At 45.4% G+C, this 18,882-nt stretch carries 12 protein-coding genes, 1 tRNA gene, 4 rRNA genes and 1 pseudogene; 16 read left to right on the top strand and 2 right to left on the bottom strand.

All coding sequences use genetic code 11. The features are described from left to right. From E2L07_RS13100 to E2L07_RS13065, 8 genes and pseudogenes are all read left to right on the top strand, one after another. A 16S ribosomal RNA gene (locus tag E2L07_RS13100) occupies window positions 1–263 on the top strand; the annotation flags it as partial. 672 nt (window positions 264–935) lie between these two features. Then, window positions 936–3,874 (top strand): 23S ribosomal RNA (locus tag E2L07_RS13095). Between the two features lie 258 nt (window positions 3,875–4,132). Next, window positions 4,133–4,248, top strand: a 5S ribosomal RNA gene (gene rrf / locus E2L07_RS13090). 735 nt (window positions 4,249–4,983) lie between these two features. After that, a pseudogene (locus tag E2L07_RS13085) lies at window positions 4,984–6,132 on the top strand (iron-containing alcohol dehydrogenase). A 149-nt stretch (window positions 6,133–6,281) separates the two neighbouring features. Then, on the top strand, window positions 6,282–7,790 hold the full coding sequence (locus E2L07_RS13080; RefSeq protein ID WP_134229772.1) for a sensor histidine kinase: 1,509 nt from the start codon (window positions 6,282–6,284) through the stop codon (window positions 7,788–7,790). Next, complete coding sequence (locus E2L07_RS13075) at window positions 7,787–9,238, top strand: sigma-54-dependent transcriptional regulator (protein ID WP_134229771.1); 1,452 nt, start codon at window positions 7,787–7,789, stop codon at window positions 9,236–9,238. Before E2L07_RS13080 ends, E2L07_RS13075 begins: the two co-directional genes overlap by 4 nt. 244 nt (window positions 9,239–9,482) lie before the next feature. Beyond that, complete coding sequence (adhP, locus tag E2L07_RS13070; protein WP_134229774.1) at window positions 9,483–10,496, top strand: alcohol dehydrogenase AdhP; 1,014 nt, start codon at window positions 9,483–9,485, stop codon at window positions 10,494–10,496. 26 nt (window positions 10,497–10,522) lie between these two features. Further along, window positions 10,523–12,019 (top strand): aldehyde dehydrogenase family protein, encoded by a 1,497-nt coding sequence (locus E2L07_RS13065; protein ID WP_134229770.1) that lies wholly within the window; start codon window positions 10,523–10,525, stop codon window positions 12,017–12,019. A 104-nt stretch (window positions 12,020–12,123) separates the two neighbouring features. On the opposite strand, the gene E2L07_RS13060 is transcribed toward E2L07_RS13065, so the two are convergent. Then, window positions 12,124–12,843, bottom strand: a complete 720-nt coding sequence (locus tag E2L07_RS13060) for an MgtC/SapB family protein (protein WP_134229769.1) — start codon at window positions 12,841–12,843, stop codon at window positions 12,124–12,126. A 197-nt stretch (window positions 12,844–13,040) separates the two neighbouring features. On the opposite strand from E2L07_RS13060, the gene E2L07_RS13055 reads away from it, so the two are divergent. Then, window positions 13,041–14,186 (top strand): aminotransferase class I/II-fold pyridoxal phosphate-dependent enzyme, encoded by a 1,146-nt coding sequence (locus E2L07_RS13055; protein WP_134229768.1) that lies wholly within the window; start codon window positions 13,041–13,043, stop codon window positions 14,184–14,186. Between the two features lie 18 nt (window positions 14,187–14,204). Here E2L07_RS13055 and E2L07_RS20855 read toward each other — a convergent pair whose 3' ends face one another. Further along, a complete protein-coding gene (locus E2L07_RS20855) occupies window positions 14,205–14,363 on the bottom strand; it encodes a hypothetical protein (protein WP_166740078.1) in 159 nt (52 codons plus the stop codon). Between the two features lie 166 nt (window positions 14,364–14,529). Here E2L07_RS20855 and rrf (E2L07_RS13050) point away from each other — a divergent pair. The 7 genes from rrf (E2L07_RS13050) to tsaD all read left to right on the top strand — a co-directional run bounded on the left by rrf (E2L07_RS13050) (window position 14,530) and on the right by tsaD (window position 18,621). After that, a 5S ribosomal RNA gene (gene rrf, locus E2L07_RS13050) occupies window positions 14,530–14,645 on the top strand. A 118-nt stretch (window positions 14,646–14,763) separates the two neighbouring features. Further along, window positions 14,764–14,837, top strand: a tRNA-Met gene (locus tag E2L07_RS13045). A 160-nt stretch (window positions 14,838–14,997) separates the two neighbouring features. Then, window positions 14,998–15,984, top strand: coding sequence for a thiamine-phosphate kinase (gene thiL / locus E2L07_RS13040; RefSeq protein WP_134229767.1), 987 nt, complete (start codon window positions 14,998–15,000; stop codon window positions 15,982–15,984). Window positions 15,985–15,995: 11 nt separating this feature from the next. Continuing rightward, entirely contained in the window at window positions 15,996–16,469 is a 474-nt protein-coding gene (gene tsaE / locus E2L07_RS13035; protein WP_010896722.1) for a tRNA (adenosine(37)-N6)-threonylcarbamoyltransferase complex ATPase subunit type 1 TsaE, read from the top strand. Then, entirely contained in the window at window positions 16,450–17,160 is a 711-nt protein-coding gene (gene tsaB / locus E2L07_RS13030) for a tRNA (adenosine(37)-N6)-threonylcarbamoyltransferase complex dimerization subunit type 1 TsaB (protein WP_134229766.1), read from the top strand. Before tsaE ends, tsaB begins: the two co-directional genes overlap by 20 nt. Continuing rightward, on the top strand, window positions 17,153–17,608 hold the full coding sequence (gene rimI / locus E2L07_RS13025) for a ribosomal protein S18-alanine N-acetyltransferase (protein ID WP_010896724.1): 456 nt from the start codon (window positions 17,153–17,155) through the stop codon (window positions 17,606–17,608). Before tsaB ends, rimI begins: the two co-directional genes overlap by 8 nt. Next, window positions 17,605–18,621 (top strand): tRNA (adenosine(37)-N6)-threonylcarbamoyltransferase complex transferase subunit TsaD, encoded by a 1,017-nt coding sequence (gene tsaD / locus E2L07_RS13020; protein WP_010896725.1) that lies wholly within the window; start codon window positions 17,605–17,607, stop codon window positions 18,619–18,621. Before rimI ends, tsaD begins: the two co-directional genes overlap by 4 nt. Window positions 18,622–18,882: the final 261 nt, after the last annotated feature.

Raw genomic sequence — 18,882 nt, 5'->3', positions numbered from 1 at the left:
ATCCCAGAAAGCCATTCTCAGTTCGGATTGCAGGCTGCAACTCGCCTGCATGAAGCCGGAATTGCTAGTAATCGCGGATCAGCATGCCGCGGTGAATACGTTCCCGGGCCTTGTACACACCGCCCGTCACACCACGAGAGTTTGTAACACCCGAAGTCGGTGGGGTAACCTTTTGGAGCAAGCCCCCTAAGTTGGGACAGATGATAGGGGTGAAGTCGTAACAAGGTAGCCGTATCGGAAGGTGCGGCTGGATCACCTCCTTTCTACGGAGTTTTTAACTCTAGTCGACCATTCGCAGTTTCATCTGCGGAGGGACGCTTCGGACTTTTGTTCAGTTTTGAGAGAACTCAAAACTCTCAATTAAAATGCTTTTGCTCCTGCGATTACTCGTCGCAAGGCAGCATGAAGCACAGACTGGCAAGTGTTGCATGATGTGATTGAAATCAGTCGCCTTGTTCAGTTTTGAAGGAATTGTTCCTTCAAAACAACTGATTGTTTCTTTTGCGCTTGCGTCTGCGAGTATAGCTACGAAGCTAGCTCCCTCAGCGCATGGCTGCATGAAGAAATAGCGATGATGATCTGCCGTCAAAATGGTTCTTTGAAAACTAGATAATGATAAATTGTAAGTGAAGATGAGCGCGATGCTCATTGGAAGCTTATATGACGCAAATCGAGTTCACCGGGTATTTAACCTACATCCTGTAGGGAGAATACTCACGAACGAGACGTCAAGAATTCCATGACGATTTTGATGAATACCAAAGAGTCTCAAGTAGATCGAGGAAGCAAGGGTTTGAGGACTGGAGCGTATAGGAAAAGGAACCACGCTAAGGGCGTTACCTCGTGTCACAACGCCTGGTACCTACATCCTGGAGGCAACATGACCGAAAATCCCGAAGCTGACAAAGAGATACGAAGAGAATCTGACGTTATTTGGTCAAGTTAGAAAGCCCGCACGGTGGATGCCTTGGCACTAGGAGCCGAAGAAGGACGCGACGAACGGCGAAACGCCTCGGGGAGCTGTAAGTAAGCTTTGATCCGGGGATATCCGAATGGGGGAACCCACCATCCGTAATGGGATGGTACCCATACCTGAATCTATAGGGTATGAGGAGGCAGACCGGGGGAACTGAAACATCTAAGTACCCAGAGGAAGAGAAAGCAAATGCGATTTCCTGAGTAGCGGCGAGCGAAACGGAAACAGCCCAAACCAAGAGGCTTGCCTCGTGGGGGTGTAGGACACTCTATACGGAGTCAGAAAGACACGAAGTAGGTGAAGCGACCTGGAAAGGTCCGTCACAGAAGGTAACAACCCTGTAGCCGAAACTTCGTTTCCTCCAGAGTGGATCCTGAGTACGGCGGGACACGTGAAACCCCGTCGGAAGCTGGGAGGACCATCTCCCAAGGCTAAATACTCCCTAGTGACCGATAGTGAACCAGTACCGGGAGGGAAAGGTGAAAAGCACCCCGGTAGGGGAGTGAAAAAGATCCTGAAACCGTGTGCCTACAACTAGTTGGAGCCCATTAACGGGTGACAGCGTGCCTGTTGTAGAATGAACCGGCGAGTTACGATGTCGTGCAAGGTTAAGCTGAAAAAGCGGAGCCGCAGCGAAAGCGAGTCTGAATAGGGCGAAATAGTACGCCGTCGTAGACCCGAAACCGTGTGATCTACCCATGTCCAGGGTGAAGTTCAGGTAACACTGAATGGAGGCCCGAACCCACGCAGGTTGAAAAATGCGGGGATGAGGTGTGGGTAGGGGTGAAATGCCAATCGAACTCGGAAATAGCTGGTTCTCCCCGAAATAGCTTTAGGGCTAGCCTCGAGGGAAGAGTCTTGGAGGTAGAGCACTGATTGGACTAGGGGTCCCCACCGGATTACCGAATTCAGTCAATCTCCGAATGCCCATGACTTATCCTCGGGAGTCAGACTGCGAGTGCTAAGATCCGTAGTCAAGAGGGAAACAGCCCAGACCATCAGCTAAGGTCCCAAAGTATACGTTAAGTGGAAAAGGATGTGGAGTTGCCCAGACAACCAGGATGTTGGCTTAGAAGCAGCCACCATTTAAAGAGTGCGTAATAGCTCACTGGTCGAGTGACTCTGCGCCGAAAATGTACCGGGGCTAAACGTATCACCGAAGCTATGGATTCGCACCGTTGGTGCGAGTGGTAGGGGAGCGTTCTACGTGCAGCGAAGTCAGACCGAGAGGACTGGTGGAGCGCGTAGAAGTGAGAATGCCGGTATGAGTAGCGAAAAGAGGGGTGAGAATCCCCTCCGTCGAAAGCCCAAGGTTTCCTGAGGAAGGCTCGTCCGCTCAGGGTTAGTCGGGACCTAAGCCGAGGCCGAAAGGCGTAGGCGATGGACAACAGGTGGAAATTCCTGTACCACCTCCTCACCGTTTGAGCAATGGGGGGACGCAGAAAGGTAGGGTAAGCGCGCTGATGGAGATGCGCGTCCAAGCAGTTAGGCTGGAAAGTAGGCAAATCCGCTTTCCGTGAAGGCTGAGCTGTGATGGCGAGGGAAATGATAGTACCGAAGTTCCTGATCCTACACTGCCAAGAAAAGCCTCTAGCGAGGTGAGAGGTGCCCGTACCGCAAACCGACACAGGTAGGCGAGAAGAGAACTCTAAGACGCTCGGGAGAACTCTCGTTATGTAACTCGGCAAAATGACCCCGTACCTTCGGGAGATGGGGTGCTCTGATCGGGTGCAAGCCCGAGAGAGCCGCAGTGAAAAGATCCACGCGACTGTTTAGCAAAAACACAGGTCTCTGCGAAGCCGCAAGGCGAAGTATAGGGGCTGACACCTGCCCGGTGCTGGAAGGTTAAGAGGAGGGGTTATCCCTTCGGGAGAAGCTCTGAATTGAAGCCCCAGGAAACGGCGGCCGTAACTATAACGGTCCTAAGGTAGCGAAATTCCTTGTCGGGTAAGTTCCGACCCGCACGAATGGTGTAACGACTTGGATACTGTCTCAACGAGAGACCCGGTGAAAGTATAGTACCTGTGAAGATGCAGGTTACCCGCGACAGGACGGAAAGACCCCATGGAGCTTTACTGTAGCTTGATATTGGATGTTGGTACCGTGTGTACAGGATAGGTAGGAGCCTTGGAAGCCGGAGCGCTAGCTTCGGTGGAGGCGCTGGTGGGATACTACCCTGACGGTATTGACATTCTAACCTCGACCCGTGATCCGGTTCAGGGACAGTGTCAGGTGGGCAGTTTGACTGGGGCGGTCGCCTCCTAAACCGTAACGGAGGCGCCCAAAGGTTCCCTCAGAATGGTTGGAAATCATTCGTAGAGTGCAAAGGCAAACGGGAGCTTGACTGCGAGACCTACAAGTCGAGCAGGGGCGAAAGTCGGGCTTAGTGATCCGGCGGTGCCGTATGGAAGGGCCGTCGCTCAACGGATAAAAGCTACCCTGGGGATAACAGGCTTATCTCCCCCAAGAGTTCACATCGACGGGGAGGTTTGGCACCTCGATGTCGGCTCATCGCATCCTGGGGCTGAAGTAGGTCCCAAGGGTTGGGCTGTTCGCCCATTAAAGCGGTACGCGAGCTGGGTTCAGAACGTCGTGAGACAGTTCGGTCCCTATCCGTCGCGGGCGTAGGAAATATGAGAGGAGCTGTCCTTAGTACGAGAGGACCGGGCTGGACACACCGCTGGTGTACCAGTTGTTCCGCCAGGAGCATCGCGGGGTAGCTACGTGTGGACGGGATAAGTGCTGTAAGCATCTAAGCATGAAGCCCCCCTCAAGATGAGATTTCCCATGGAGTACATCCAGTAAGACCCCTTAGAGATGATGAGGTTGATCGGTCTGGTGTGGAAGCGTGGCGACACGTGAAGCTGACAGATACTAATCGGTCGAGGACTTATCCAAAAACAAATCAAAAGCAACGTCTCGAACTCGAGAACGCGTCCCATTATCTAGTTTTGAGAGAATCTTGTTCTCCAAAGAAGCTTCGATACAACATCGCACCATGTGCGACGTTGATCGGAAGCCGAAAATGATCTACAAAGAGGATCAAGAGATTTGCGGAAGCAAGCGAGTGACGAACTGAGCGTATATCAACATACGTGACAGGAAGGAACAAGCGTAGCTGACAAAAAAGCTCGCCGATCATCTGACGTAGAAAGGTTTGGTGGCGATAGCGAAGAGGCCACACCCGTTCCCATGCCGAACACGGTCGTTAAGCTCTTCAGCGCCGATGGTAGTTGGGGGCTTCCCCCTGCGAGAGTAGGACGCTGCCAAGCGATAAAGCACAATCCAATCGGGTTGTGCTTTTTTAGTGTCATCTGAAGTAGAAAAGGCGCTGAAGAGCGTTGATCCGAAGGAGCAGAGTCATCACTGAAAAGCCGAGGGATACAACATGAAAAGACGACAAAGAAAAGCGTCATGTCCCCCCTGTGAGACGACCCCATTCTCTGCGTAAACATCGTGAGAAACGACAGAGGGAAACGGCGTGGTAAAAGACCCCCGTAGGAGAGAAAGGGGGAGCCCAAGGACGCTGCCAAGCGATAAAGCACAATCCAATCGGGTTGTGCTTTTTTAGGTGTCAAAAAGTAAAATTGTTTCTACAAGGAGGACCAAGAGATTTGCGGAAGCAAGGGAGAGACGGACTGAGCGTATATCAACATACGTGACAGGAGGGAACGAGCGTAGCTGACAAAAAAGCTCGCCGGTCATCTGAAGTAGAAAAGGCGCTGAAGAGCGTTGGTCCGAAGGAGCAGAGTCATCGAAGGAAAGCCGAGGGTCACACCATGAAAAAGGCGACAAAGAAAAGCATCATGCCCCCTGCGAGACGATCCCATTCTCTTCGTAAACGACAAGAGAGACGACGGAGGAAGAGGAATGTCTCAATGGACTCTTGCTGTTAGAGGTATTTTTTATAGGAAAATATCACCATCTAAATTCCTCACAATCAAGCAGGAATTTAAGACCGGCATCGATAAGTTTATAATTAATCAACTTTCCATAAGGAGATTGGAATGAATATCAATAAATTTGTAACACCAGAGATTATTTTCGGGGGTCATGCAATAAGGCAAGCAGGGGACGCTTGTGTTCGACTTGGTGCGAAAAAAGTGTTGATTGTTAGTGATAGGGGCGTCGCAAATGCCGGATGGTTAGAAAAAGTAATAGAACTTTGTAAAGAGTCACATCTACCATTTGCCACGTTTGTCGGTGTGACGACAGACCCGAAAGATCGCGAGGTTGAACAAGGGTGTCAAGTGTTTGTGCAACATGAATGTGATGCCATTATTGGGGTTGGAGGAGGAAGTGTGTTAGATGTAGCGAAAGCGATCGCCATCCTTGCAACGAACGGTGGAGCTATTAGTGATTAAGAAGGAATCGATAAAATAAAAAAACCCCTTCCTCCAATGATTATGATTATGACAACTGCAGGATCCGGTTCTGAAGTATCGCAATTTTCAATCATAGTTGATTCGAATCGAAAAAAGAAAATGACCATTGTATCAAAAACATTGGTTCCCGATATTGCCATTATTGATCCTTACACACTCGTGACGAAAGACAGTAGCCTAACCGCTACAACGGGGATGGATGTGCTGACACATGCCATCGAAGCGTATGTCAGTATTGCGGCCACCCCGCTTACAGATGTCCAGGCCAAAAATGCCCTCATCTTGTGTGCTCAATACTTGCGACCCTCTGTTGCTTCCAAAACGAATACAGAGGCAAAGGAAGCGATGGCAATGGCTAGCTTACAAGCAGGACTTGCTTTCTCAAATGCCATTTTAGGGGCAGCGCATGCAATATCCCATGCGATTGGAGGGAAGTTTCCCTTACCGCATGGAGAAATAAACGCTATTCTTCTCCCTTATGTCATGGATTTTAATTTTATCGCAACACCTAAGCGATTTTTAGACATAGCGACATGTTTAGGAATTGATACAAGGGGATTGACGGAACGGGAAGCAGGAAATGCTGCAATCCATTTTGTCAAAGAGCTGTCCTTTGATATCGGTATTCCCACAAGATTTAGAGAGGTAGGGATAACAGAAGAAATGATTCATCACATTAGCCAAGTAGCGTTAGAAGATGCATGTATGATTACGAATCCTCGTGACATGAATGTTGAGCAAGTAAAGCAAGTATTAAAAAATGTTTTATAGGTGGTGACAATAATGTTGGAAGATAAACAGAAAATGATTGCTCGCTTAACAGGCGTTGATTCATCGAAAAAAACATACTATACAGAATTAAAGAAAACAGTCGAACAACTGAAAAAAAAAATATTCAATTAGAGATTATAAATGAAGTAATGAAAAGCATTAAGATCGATATGTCACTTGATGATATTATAAATAACATGATCGATAAACTAAAACTGCTCGTTCACTTTGATCGTATTAGTTTTTTATTGCTAGCGAATGAGACTTTGAAGTTAAGTCATGTGTATCCTAAAGGCAGCTATTCCCTCGATATTGGTTCAACCATTCCAAAAGAACAGTCTCTATATTGGTCAACATTAGATCAAAGACAAACCATTCTTCGAAGTCTGACAGATACGCAAGATAATTTCTACGAGAAACAATATTTAGCTATTCTTGATCTAAAGTCCATTTTGGTGATACCAATTTATAGTAAAAACAAGAGGATAGGTGTCCTGAGTATCGGCCGAAAACAACAGATAGATTGGAGTTTGGATGATCTTGCGTTTTTAGAGCAACTTACCGATCATTTAGCAGTTAGTATCGAAAATGTGGAATTATATGGCCAAGTCTTACGGTCTAAACAAGAGTGGGAAGATACATTTAAAGCAGTAGATGATATGATCATAGTCTTTGATCAAAAAGGAAACGTGATTCAATTCAATGATGCTGTCCAGCATTTTCTTCAGAGTACTAAATTAACTAAGATTTCCTTACTGGCCGAACACTGTGAACCCCTTGTGAAGGAAACATTCAAATCACAAAAAGCTGGACATGAAGAAATTCATTTTCGCAATCAAATTATTTGCGAACTTTCTACGTACCCACTTGTCAATAACGAACAGGTGATTTATGGGGTTATTGCTTATATTAAGGATGTCACGGAAAAGCGTAAAATGGAGGTACAACTTATCCATTCTGGAAAACTGGCGGCTATAGGTGAAATGGCAGCAGGAGTGGCCCACGAACTTAACAGCCCGTTAACTGCTATTTTGGGGAATTCTCAACTGATTCTTAGAGATGTGAAAGATCATGACCCGTTGTTCCCACTTTTAACGGATATAAAAAATTGTGGTAATCGCTGCAAACGAATCATTAATAGCCTACTTACCTTTTCGAGACAGGAAGAATTTGTGTTTAAGGCTTGTGCAATTAATGATGCTGTAAATGAAACATTGAACCTATTAAAGTATCAATTACAAAAAGAAGAAGTTGTGATCAAAACAGATCTACAAGAAGATATCCCGTTGATTGAAGGTAACCAAGCGCAGATTGAACAAATTATTATTAATTTATTATTGAATGCGAAAGATGCACTAGAAGAAGCCCTAAGTGACAAAAAGGAAGTCCTCATTAAGACGTGGTTTCAGTACAATGAAGTTCATCTATCAGTGACAGATAACGGAATCGGAATTGAGGAAGAACGATTGGCAGAAATCTTTCACCCTTTTCATACAACAAAATCATCCAAAGAAGGGACAGGATTAGGGTTATCTGTCAGTATTGGTATCGCCAAATCGCACGGCGGAACAATTGATGTTCACAGCAAACTTAAAAAAGGGAGTACCTTTATCTTAAGGTTGCCAGCAGCTAGCACCAAGATTGGAGGGGCGGTATGACAAGCATATTAATCATTGACGATGAAGTAGAAGTAGGTAACTTTCTTTCCCATCTCTTCATGTCAAAGGGATACAATGTGACTGTTGTAAATAGTGGAAAGGAATTCAATGAAATTGACTTTAGCCACCAGCCATTTCATGCTGCGATGATCGACCTAAAATTACCTGATGCTAATGGAATTGTGTTACTCAAGCATTTGAAAAGGAGACAACCCCATTGTAAAGTGATTATCATGACAGGTTACAGCACAATAAAAACAGCCGTCGAGGCGATGAAGTTAGGGGCAAGTGATTACATAGAGAAGCCATTTGATGATATTGACTTGTTAGAGGCCCAAGTGGACGACTTGCTCATTTCCAATGTAACCTCCAACGAGCAACGCATTCTCGATTTGGCTATAAATGTAGGGCTCATTGTGGGACAGAATGAGACCATGAGACAGTTAATTCAAACGGCTTATAAAGTAGCAGGCAAAAATGTAAATGTGTTAATTGAGGGGGAAACAGGGACGGGAAAGGAAGTGTTGGCACGGTTTATCCATCAGGCAAGTCAAAGGAGTTACGAATCGTTTATTGGGGTAAACTGTGGAGCACTATCCGAATCTTTATTGGAGAGTGAGCTTTTTGGTCACGAAAAAGGAGCCTTTACAGGGGCAACACAAATGCGGAAAGGCCTTTTTGAAATTGCCAGCAAGGGGACGCTGTTTCTTGATGAAATAGCGGAAGCCTCAACTTCAATTCAAGTGAAACTCTTACGTGTACTTGAAACACGAGAGTTTATGCGTGTAGGAGGAGAACGAATATTTCGAACAAATACCCGTCTGCTTGCGGCAACGAACGAAGATCTTCAAGAAGCGGTGCAGCAGAAAAAATTTAGAGAAGATCTATTTTACCGGTTAAACGTCGTCCATTTACAAATTCCGCCGCTTCGAGAGAGAAAAGAGGACATCCCACTCTTAATAGAACACTTTTTGAAACGATATCCAAGTATCGAAATCACGTTTTCGGATGACGCCGTAAAAACGATGCAAAGCTATGAATGGCCAGGGAATATCCGAGAATTATCAAACTGCATTACTAGGATCGTTACGTTAGCTGATTCCGGTCATGTGAAAATCACTGCTGATCATCTTCCGTTTACAGGTCAACGTTCGGTCACCTCTAAAAAGCTAACAGCTAGCAGTCGTTCCGAAACACTGGGAGAGGGCATGGACGAGCATATTGAAAAATGGATGGATGAAGCTTTATGTTTTTATTCACAAAAAGAAGAGATTGATTTAGAAGAGGTTCTTGCCCAAGTTAAACAGTTAGAGTCACAACTCGGCAAAGCTCTCATTTTACAAACGTTAGAAGCTACCCATGGCAACCGAAAAGCAGCCGCAAAACGGTTGCAAATTTCGACGAGAAAGCTCCGATATCTTTTAAATGAAAAAGTGAATACAGAATAGCGAGTAGAGAGCTCTTTATGAAAAGGGTTCTTTTTTTATTTTTAAACCCGTGTTTACCGATTTCGCGAAAAGTTGTCATGTTTTGTCCAAGAATACGGCCGTAAAGAGCCGATTTTTTGGCCGCAAGGAAGGGAACTCACATGATGAAAGCGCTTTTTTGTTGGCACGATTCTTGCTTGTTTAAGTAGTGAAACCAAAATGAGGGGAGAGATTTTACATGGGTGAAATAACCGAACGAAGAATGATGAAAGCGGCGGTCGTGGATAAGTTCAAACAGCAATTAGAGATTAAGGAAGTTCCGGTACCTTCATTGGAGTATGGAGAGGTGCTTGTCAAAATTAAGGCTTGCGGTGTTTGTCATACAGACTTGCATGCCGCTCATGGAGATTGGCCTGTAAAGCCTAAGCTTCCACTTATCCCTGGTCATGAAGGGGTAGGCATTGTAAAGGAAATAGGAGAAGGGGTAACTTCAATAAAGGTAGGGGATCGGGTCGGTATTCCGTGGCTTTATTCTGCGTGTGGAGAGTGTGAGTATTGTTTGACAGGCCGGGAGACGTTATGCCCAGACCAATTAAATGCTGGATATTCAGTGGATGGGGGATATGCAGAATATTGTAAGGCTCCTGCAAACTATGTAGTAAAAATTCCAGAGCATCTTGATTTTGCCGAAGTATCACCCATTTTTTGCGCAGGGGTGACGACTTATAAGGCACTGAAAGTAGCAGAAGCCAAAGCAGGGGACTGGGTCGCCATTTATGGAATCGGTGGACTAGGTCACGTTGCTCTACAGTATGCAAAAGCGATGGGTTATAACGTCATTGCCGTAGATATTATGGAGGATAAATTAGAGTTAGCAAAAAGTCTTGGAGCAGATTTAACAGTAAATGGATTGGAAGTAGATCCTGTTCAAGAAATTAAAGAAAAAGTGGGTGGAGTTCAAGCGGCCATTAGTGTAGCAGTAACGAAAAAAGCATTTGAACAAGCTTACGGATCTGTTAAAAGAGGAGGGACATTGGTAGTGGTCGGTCTTCCAAATGATGAATTACCAATTCCGATTTTCGATACAGTATTGAACGGGGTAACGGTGAAAGGCTCAATTGTAGGTACGCGAAAGGATTTGCAAGAATCAATCGAATTTGCGGCCCAAGGAAAAGTGCGAACTAACATTGAAGTTCAACCGCTAGATAAAATCAATGACGTGTTTGAAAGAATGGCAAACGGAAAAATTAACGGCCGTGTTGTATTAACAATGGCTTAAAACGATTGAATAAGGGGGAAAAAAGAATGCAAAAAATCTCAACAAACGATAGCAAATTAAATCCAAGGTTAGTGGCGTTTTTAAACGGTGGACCAAAGAAGCTATTTATTAATGGGGAATGGGTTGATTCATTCTCTGGACAATCTTTTGAAACGATGAATCCAGCAACCGGAGAAACATTAGCTCTCGTAGCAGAAGCTGGGTCAGAGGACATCGATTTTGCAGTGAAAGCGGCAAGGAAAGCGTTCGATGAAGGGCCTTGGTCTAAAATGAGTGCAGCGGAAAGAAGTCGACTCATATACAAGCTGGCTGATTTGATTGAGGATCATAAAGAAGCGTTAGCTCAGCTTGAGACGTTAGATAATGGTAAGCCAATTCGTGAGACGGCCAATGCTGATATTCCATTAGTAATTGAACACTTTCGTTACTTTGCAGGATGGGCGACAAAAATTGTGGGCCAAACCATCCCTGTACAAGGCCATTATTTTAACTACACGCGCCATGAAGCCATTGGCGTTGTAGGCCAAATCATTCCTTGGAATTTCCCGTTATTGATGGCTGCTTGGAAACTTGGTGCCGCTCTAGCTACAGGTTGTACGGTTGTGTTAAAACCGGCAGAGCAGACTCCACTTTCCGCCTTATATTTAGGAGAATTGATCAATGAAGCAGGTTTTCCAAAAGGGGTTGTGAACATTGTCCCTGGATTTGGGCATTCGGCTGGAGCTCCCCTTGTGAATCACCCAGCTGTAGATAAAGTGGCTTTTACAGGGTCGACTGATGTCGGAAAGTTAATTATGAAACAAGCGAGTGAATCATTAAAAAGAGTAACGCTTGAACTTGGGGGCAAGTCACCAAATATCATTTTACCTGATGCTGATTTGTCAAAGGCCGTTCCTGGCTCACTTATGGGCATTATGTTCAATCAAGGCCAAGTGTGTTGCGCAGGAAGTCGTTTATATGTACAAAAGAAACAGTATGATCATGTCGTTGCTGACCTGGTGTCGTTAACGAATGAGATTCAGCAAGGGGATGGATTATTAGAACAAACGACCATGGGACCTCTGATTTCAAATCAACAACAAAGTCGAGTGAAAAATTACATCGATCGTGGGGTTGAGGAAGGGGCAGAACTACTAACAGGTGGGAACATTCCGTATGATCAAGGGTATTTTGTCGCCCCAACCATTTTTGCTGACGTGGATCATTCCATGACGATCGCCAAGGAGGAAATTTTTGGTCCAGTTGTAGCCGCAATGCCGTTTGATAGCATAGACGACCTAATTGATAAAGCCAACGATTCTGATTATGGACTAGCTGCTGGTGTTTGGACACAGGATATTAAAAAAGCACACTACATTGCCCACCGAATCAAGGCAGGGACCATTTGGGTGAATTGCTACAATGTATTCGATGCCGCGAGCCCGTTTGGTGGTTACAAACAATCGGGGATTGGCCGGGAAATGGGGAGCTATGCATTAGAAAATTATACTGAAGTGAAAAGTGTTTGGGTGAATATGGATTAAGTCTTAAATGACGAAAGGAGGGAAGCTATGATTCACGCTTCTCTCCTTATTTTGATCTTTAAAAACGCCAGAGATGCAACAAGGGCGGACTTAATCTTTTAGTGCTACAAATCCCCTAATTCAACTGAATCAACTGAAGGAATTGCTTTAAGCTTGTAAAAAAATTCAACGGAGTATTGATGGCTCGGGATCGATAACGTGAATTGAAGTTGTTGCTTATTTGCTTCAAGGTCTTTCATTTTTAGGTTTCGAATATCCACTCGGTCTTTACGTTTTCGAAACGTTTTTGTTGTATCGCTCGTTTGGTTAATCGCCTCGATGACATTTGCGATGTTTGCTTGCTCCGTTAGTACCATCTTAACCCCTACATCACGATGGCGTAATGAAGCAGGGCCCACCCAACGAAACATAATGGGAATGACATTAACCGCGATTAAAATAAGAATGACGGCAAAAAAGGACTCGAAATAAAAACCTGCACCGATTGCGATTCCTAAGCCGGAAGCTGCCCAAATCATTGCTGCCGTGGTCAGGCCGGAGATGACATCATTGTTTCGACGTAAAATGACGCCGGCTCCTAAAAATCCGATCCCGCTAACAATTTGCGCTGCTAAACGCATAGGGTCCACATTGTTCGTATTATGAAAAATTAACCCACTCCGAGATATATGCTCAATCGAAACAATGGTTAATAAGCAACTAGCAACGCAAATAACCATGCTTGTTCGTAGACCAAGTGGTTTATGTTTCATTTGTCGGTCAATCCCAATTAGGAGGCCAAGGACGAGAGAGAGGGAAAGCTTAATGAGCAATTCATACAGCATGGTAGTACCTCCTTAAGGTCGTTTTTTACAAAAGTGTAACTGGAAATGGTCCTTTTGAAAAGAGTGTGGGCTTTTTTCATTAGTATGCCAGAACTTATTGGACAAGAACCAATAACTTGAAATCAAAAAGCGATCCTTGTCAGAAGAAGCAGAACTTTTGTACAATCTAAAGAAAAGCAAACAAGGTGGCTAGGAGTATGAGAGAGAAAAAATTTGCAACAAAATCGGTTCACTTTACAGAAAAAGAAATAAGCAAAAACCGTAGTAAATCTAAGCCCATTTATCAAACATCTGCATTCGTGTTTCAAGACTTAGATGATATGGAAAGCTTCTACCGAGGGGAAAAGGAGTATTTGTACACAAGGTATGGGAATCCAAACAGTGATGACCTTGGCAAAGGGGTGGCTTCTTTAGAGCAGGCAGAGGATGGCGTAGCCACATCAGCAGGAATGTCAGCCATTTTAGTCGCACTCCTAGCTTTACTTGAAAAAGGAGATCACTTGATCGCCGCGAATGATTTGTATGGTGGGACTTATCAACTGTTGGCGGAGGAGCTTCCGAAGCTAGGAATCGATGTCAGCTTTGTTCCATTTCAAGACCGTGAAGTGGTGAAACGTGCGATTCGAAAAGAAACGAAAGTGCTCTATTCAGAGACAGTCACCAATCCATTGCTACGGGTGGAAGATATTTATCAGGTCGTTGAACTAGGAAAGGAACACGGCCTTTCAACTGTTATTGATAATACGTTTGCCACACCTTACTTTGTTCAACCTTTAACATGTGGTGTAGATGTAGTCGTCCATAGTGCAACCAAATATATTGGCGGGCATAGTGATGTGACAGCGGGTGTCGTCGTAGGATCTGCAGAAATCATTCAGCAAGTTCGGCAAAAAGTCGCGACTTTGGGTTGCAACTTAAGCCCATTTGAAGCGTGGCTCGCTTCGAGAGGATTAAAAACATTGGCATTAAGAATGGGACGACAAGGGGAAAATGCTCAAGCTCTCGCCACATTTTTTGCGGACCATCCAGGGGTTTCCCAAGTGTTCTACCCGACGACTGTATCGAAACGCGGCAATGGGGCAATAGTGACGATACGCCTAGCCGAAAAGGTAGAGGCAGCAACCTTTTTTGAATCATTAGACTGGGTGAAAATTGCACCAACATTAGCAGGTGTTGAAACAACCGTGTCTTATCCGATTCAAACGTCTCATCGAACAGTGCCAGAGTCGCTTCGACAAGAGTTAGGAATCGACAAGCAACTAGTAAGAATTTCGGTTGGCATTGAAGATATTGAAGACATCATGGCCGCGTTCGATAAGGCCATTAAAAAAGCTGGCTCTTAAAGGAGCCAGCTTTTTTCGTCAGGACTTATTGTGAGTATGAAAGATAAATTCAAAGAAATCTTGTAGTAACAGAATTTGATCGGTAAATAGGAGTACGGGTAAAAATAAGGCGGTTAAGACGAGCCCAACCGGCGTTAATATCATGATGCGAGCTCCTTGCCAGAAGATCTTAGCCATGACATTCCCTCCTTTTTAAACTAAAAAGCAATGAAAGTATTGGAATGTTTTTAATCATACTACCGAACTTTAAATTGTGCAATAGATTAATTGAAAAAAATATTGAGAAAGACCTTGCATTGAATGTAACAGTGTGGTATTATTTATTTTGCAGTCAAAAAAACTGTTTGGTGGCGATAGCGAAGAGGCCACACCCGTTCCCATGCCGAACACGGTCGTTAAGCTCTTCAGCGCCGATGGTAGTTGGGGCCTTGCCCCTGCGAGAGTAGGACGTTGCCAAGCAGCTTTAACTGCATCCATTATAGAAACAACATCATTAGGACGCAGGGTGGAGCAACGAGCGAAGCATCTGCCGAGAAAGCGACCTTAGGAACAACAACATCCATTTACTTTATAACGACGCGGGGTGGAGCAGTCTGGTAGCTCGTCGGGCTCATAACCCGAAGGTCGGCGGTTCAAATCCGTCCCCCGCAATACCAAATATCCTCATTCGTGGAAGAATGGGGATTTTTTACTGTCTTCTTTTGTGCTGGGGACAGATTTTTGCTTTTATGCTTGGGAACGGAGAGAAAATCGGCTACACTAATAGAGGATGAAACAGATCGGATAAGGGCTTCATAAGGAGGTGATCCCCATGCGCGATGAGTTTTCACTTATTCGTTCAATCTCTCCGGCAAACGTTCATCAACCTTCATTGCATGTTGGAATTGGTGATGATGCTGCGATTTATGAAGGAGCACCTGAAATGGAGGAAGTGCTCTGTGTGGACACGATGGTGGAAGAGATTCATTTCAGGCGTGACACGTTAACGCCTTTTCAAATTGGATACAAATCGTTAGCGATCAACATAAGCGACTTAGCGGCGATGGGGGCTACGCCAAAGTTTTATCTCGTGTCCATTGCGGTCCCTCCCCAATGGTCTGATCGGGAGATTAAAACTCTTTATAGAGGGATGGCTGAGTGCGCAGCGCCCTACCGAATGGATTTAATTGGTGGAGATACGGTCTCGACGAATGAAAAGCTTGTCGTGACGGTAACAGCGGTAGGGCATGTCCCGAAAGGAACTCGCTTGCTTCGGCAACGTGCTCGGCCAGGGGATGTAGTCTTCCTGACAGGTACGGTCGGTCAATCTGCCGCAGGGTTAGAGCTTTTAAATAAAAAAGGCCTTCACGGTCCCTTTACAGAAGAAGAGGAGCTACTCGTTCTAGCCCATCAACAGCCACAGCCGCAGGTGGAAGCAGGGCACCTATTTGCTCGTTCGGGCTATCGGATCGCCCTCAACGATGTGAGCGACGGGGTGGCAAGCGAGGCCAATGAATTAGCACAGGCAAGTAAAGTGAAGCTTGTGCTCAAAGCTAACACCATTCCCCTCCACCCTGCTATGGAGACCTTTTCAAAGGAACAACAGCTTGAATGGGCGCTGTTTGGTGGCGAAGATTTTCAATTGATTGGTACGGCAGCGGTCGACGCTTTTGCTTCTTTGCAACAGCTAGCTATACAGCGAGGGATTTCCTTGACTGAGATCGGCTATGTAGAGGCGGGGAGTCCTGTTGTTGAGTTGGAGGAAGGGACGGCCCGTAGCGTATTGAAAAAAAGTGGATATAATCATTTCGCAAAATAAAAGGTGATGGAATGAAACGGTTGATGATGATAACCCAGTCGCCTGAGGCTACAATGGCATTTGCGCAAAAGCTAGCAGACAAGCTTCTTGCCGGAGATGTGATTACACTAGAAGGAGATTTGGGTGCAGGGAAAACAAGCTTTACAAAAGGACTTGCTCTTGGCTTAGGCATAAAACGTGTCGTCAAGAGCCCGACGTTTACAATTATTCGTGAATACAAAGGACGATTACCCCTCTATCATATGGATGTTTATCGATTAAATGAAGAGGAAGAGGACCTTGGATTTGATGAATATTTCCACGGGGATGGAGTGACGGTCGTGGAATGGGCCAGCTTGATTGAAGGGCGGCTGCCTCCTGTTCGCTTAGCGATTACGATTACTCATGCAGGGGAAAACGAACGCCAGCTTTCATTTACAGCCTACGGAGAGCGCTGGGAAGAGGTATTAAAGGAGTTATTGGATCATGAAGACGTTAGCGATTGATACGTCCACCTATGTAATGGGAGTTGCCATTTTGGACGGTAACCAGTTAGTAGGAGAAGTGACGACAAACCTTAAAAAAAATCATTCACTGCGACTCATGCCTGCAATCGAGTCATTAATGAAGGAAGTGGGCGTAGCTCCTAATGAGCTTGAGCGGATCGTTGTCGCCCAAGGGCCGGGTTCTTATACAGGGGTTCGTATTGGAGTGACAACAGCCAAAACGTTGGCTTGGTCGTTAGGTATCTCGCTAGTGGGGGTGTCGAGTCTTGAGGTGATGGCACAGCACGGCTACTATGCGAAAGAATTAATTGTCCCGTTAATTGATGCGAGACGGGGGCAAATTTACAGTGGGACGTATCGATGGAATGGGAAAGAAGTAGACGTGGTTGAAGCAGACCGACTGATTTTGGCAGGAGATCTAGCGAGAATGTTAGCTAAAGCAGGCGAAGATGTGCTCCTGATCGGTCAGGATGTGAGCATGCATTACGATACATTTGCGGCTGTGCTTGGTGAAAAAGTGAAAAGGGCCGCGTTCACGCACTCGTTACCTCGTCCTGCGGAGCTTGGCCGTTTAGGACAACAGCGTTCACCGATAGAAAACCTTCATGCATTTGCACCAAGCTATTTGCAATTGGCAGAAGCAGAAGCAAAATGGCGTGAAGCGAAACGGCAGGATGAAAACAATGGCTGAGAAGAAAGAGCGCATCCGCTTTATGACTGTTGATGATGTGGATGCGGTGGTTCGTGTAGAAGAGCAAACATTTACCGTTCCGTGGAGTCGAGAAGCGTTCATAAATGAAGTTACAAATAATCAATTTGCCCGCTATGTCGTATATGAAGTAGGGGAGCAAATTGTCGGGTATTGTGGTGTTTGGGTCGTTTATGATGAATCTCATATTACTAATATTGCGATCCATCCCGACTATCGTGGGGAAAAGCGCGGTGAGGCTTTGCTTCGATACATCCTGGAATTTGCCCGATTATTGGGAGCGAAAAAATTATCATTAGAAGTGCGAATCTCAAACGAAATTGCTCAACGACTTTACCGTAAATTTGGGTTTCAAGCCGGGGGCATTCGGAAAAACTACTATACCGATAATCAAGAGGACGCACTAGTCATGTGGGTGATGTTGTCATGAATGAACGAGAATTAATTTTAGCGATTGAAACGAGTTGTGATGAAACATCGGCAGCTGTGATTGAAAATGGAACCACCATTTTAAGTAATGTTGTTTCGTCGCAAATTGATAGCCATAAAAGGTTTGGCGGTGTTGTCCCTGAGATCGCCTCCCGCCATCATGTGGAACAAATTACAGTCATTGTGGAGGAGGCGATGCATGAGGCGGGAGTGGACTTTGCTGACCTAGCAGCGGTTGCTGTTACCGAAGGGCCTGGACTTGTTGGAGCTTTGCTCATTGGTGTCAATGCGGCCAAAGCGATCGCCTTTGCCCATCAACTCCCTCTTATCGGAGTCCATCACATTGCTGGGCATATTTATGCTAATCGCCTGCTAAAGGAGCTAGAGTTCCCTCTACTAGCCCTTGTCGTTTCCGGCGGCCATACCGAATTGATCTATATGGAGAATCACGGGGAGTTTGAAGTGATTGGTGAAACTCGTGACGATGCAGTAGGGGAAGCGTATGATAAAGTGGCCCGAACATTAGGTCTTCCGTATCCAGGTGGCCCGCATATCGACCGACTAGCGGTAAACGGGGAGGATACGCTCCAATTTCCTCGGGCGTGGCTGGAGCCTGACTCGTTCGACTTTAGCTTCAGTGGCTTAAAGTCAGCCGTGATTAATACGCTCCACAATGCAAAGCAGCGAGGAGAAAACGTTCAGGCAGAGGATGTAGCGGCCAGCTTTCAAGCCAGTGTGATTGATGTACTAGTGACAAAAACGAAAAAAGCAGCAGAAGAGTATAAGGTCAGACAGGTGCTCCTTGCGGGTGGAGTTGCTGCCAACAAAGGATTACGTACTGCTCTAGAGGAAGCATTTTTTAAAGAGCCAATCGATTTAGTGATTCCTCCTCTTTCACTTTGTACAGACAACGCCGCCATGATTGGTGCAGCAGCAAGTATAAAATTCAAGCAACAGACGTTTGCTGGTATGGATTTAAACGGCCAGCCAAGTTTAGAGCTAGAGAACGATTAACCGATGTATAACCCCTTTCTAGGAGTAAAAACTAGAAAGGGGTTTTTAATTGTTATGACATCGGTAAGTTTTCTTTCTTTAGAGGATTTAAGGAAAAAAAGTCCCGACTATCGTCCGGATAATATTTATCCACAAACATGTGGATGAAGTGGAAAACTAATAAAAATAGGGAACGGAATGGACTTTAAGTTGTGCACAAAAATGCTGTGTATAAATGGGGTGTTTTGGGGATAACACCTATTTTCCTTGTAAAAACTTAAT

Source organism: Halalkalibacterium halodurans, from assembly GCF_004376175.1.
Classification (GTDB): domain Bacteria; phylum Bacillota; class Bacilli; order Bacillales; family Bacillaceae_D; genus Halalkalibacterium; species Halalkalibacterium halodurans.
Note: the sequence above shows the minus strand (reverse complement) of the source record. Positions and strands in the feature narration are given on the sequence as shown.

Excerpts from the sequence above, each read along its gene's own strand:
- E2L07_RS13080 (WP_134229772.1), top strand. The coding sequence starts at position 6,282 with ATGAAAAGCATTAAGATCGATATGTCACTTGATGATATTATAAATAAC.
- E2L07_RS13075 (WP_134229771.1), top strand. The coding sequence starts at position 7,787 with ATGACAAGCATATTAATCATTGACGATGAAGTAGAAGTAGGTAACTTT.
- adhP (WP_134229774.1), top strand. The coding sequence starts at position 9,483 with ATGAAAGCGGCGGTCGTGGATAAGTTCAAACAGCAATTAGAGATTAAG.
- E2L07_RS13065 (WP_134229770.1), top strand. The coding sequence starts at position 10,523 with ATGCAAAAAATCTCAACAAACGATAGCAAATTAAATCCAAGGTTAGTG.
- E2L07_RS13060 (WP_134229769.1), bottom strand. The coding sequence starts at position 12,843 with ATGCTGTATGAATTGCTCATTAAGCTTTCCCTCTCTCTCGTCCTTGGC.
- E2L07_RS13055 (WP_134229768.1), top strand. The coding sequence starts at position 13,041 with ATGAGAGAGAAAAAATTTGCAACAAAATCGGTTCACTTTACAGAAAAA.
- E2L07_RS20855 (WP_166740078.1), bottom strand. The coding sequence starts at position 14,363 with ATGGCTAAGATCTTCTGGCAAGGAGCTCGCATCATGATATTAACGCCG.
- thiL (WP_134229767.1), top strand. The coding sequence starts at position 14,998 with ATGCGCGATGAGTTTTCACTTATTCGTTCAATCTCTCCGGCAAACGTT.
- tsaE (WP_010896722.1), top strand. The coding sequence starts at position 15,996 with ATGAAACGGTTGATGATGATAACCCAGTCGCCTGAGGCTACAATGGCA.
- tsaB (WP_134229766.1), top strand. The coding sequence starts at position 16,450 with ATGAAGACGTTAGCGATTGATACGTCCACCTATGTAATGGGAGTTGCC.
- rimI (WP_010896724.1), top strand. The coding sequence starts at position 17,153 with ATGGCTGAGAAGAAAGAGCGCATCCGCTTTATGACTGTTGATGATGTG.
- tsaD (WP_010896725.1), top strand. The coding sequence starts at position 17,605 with ATGAATGAACGAGAATTAATTTTAGCGATTGAAACGAGTTGTGATGAA.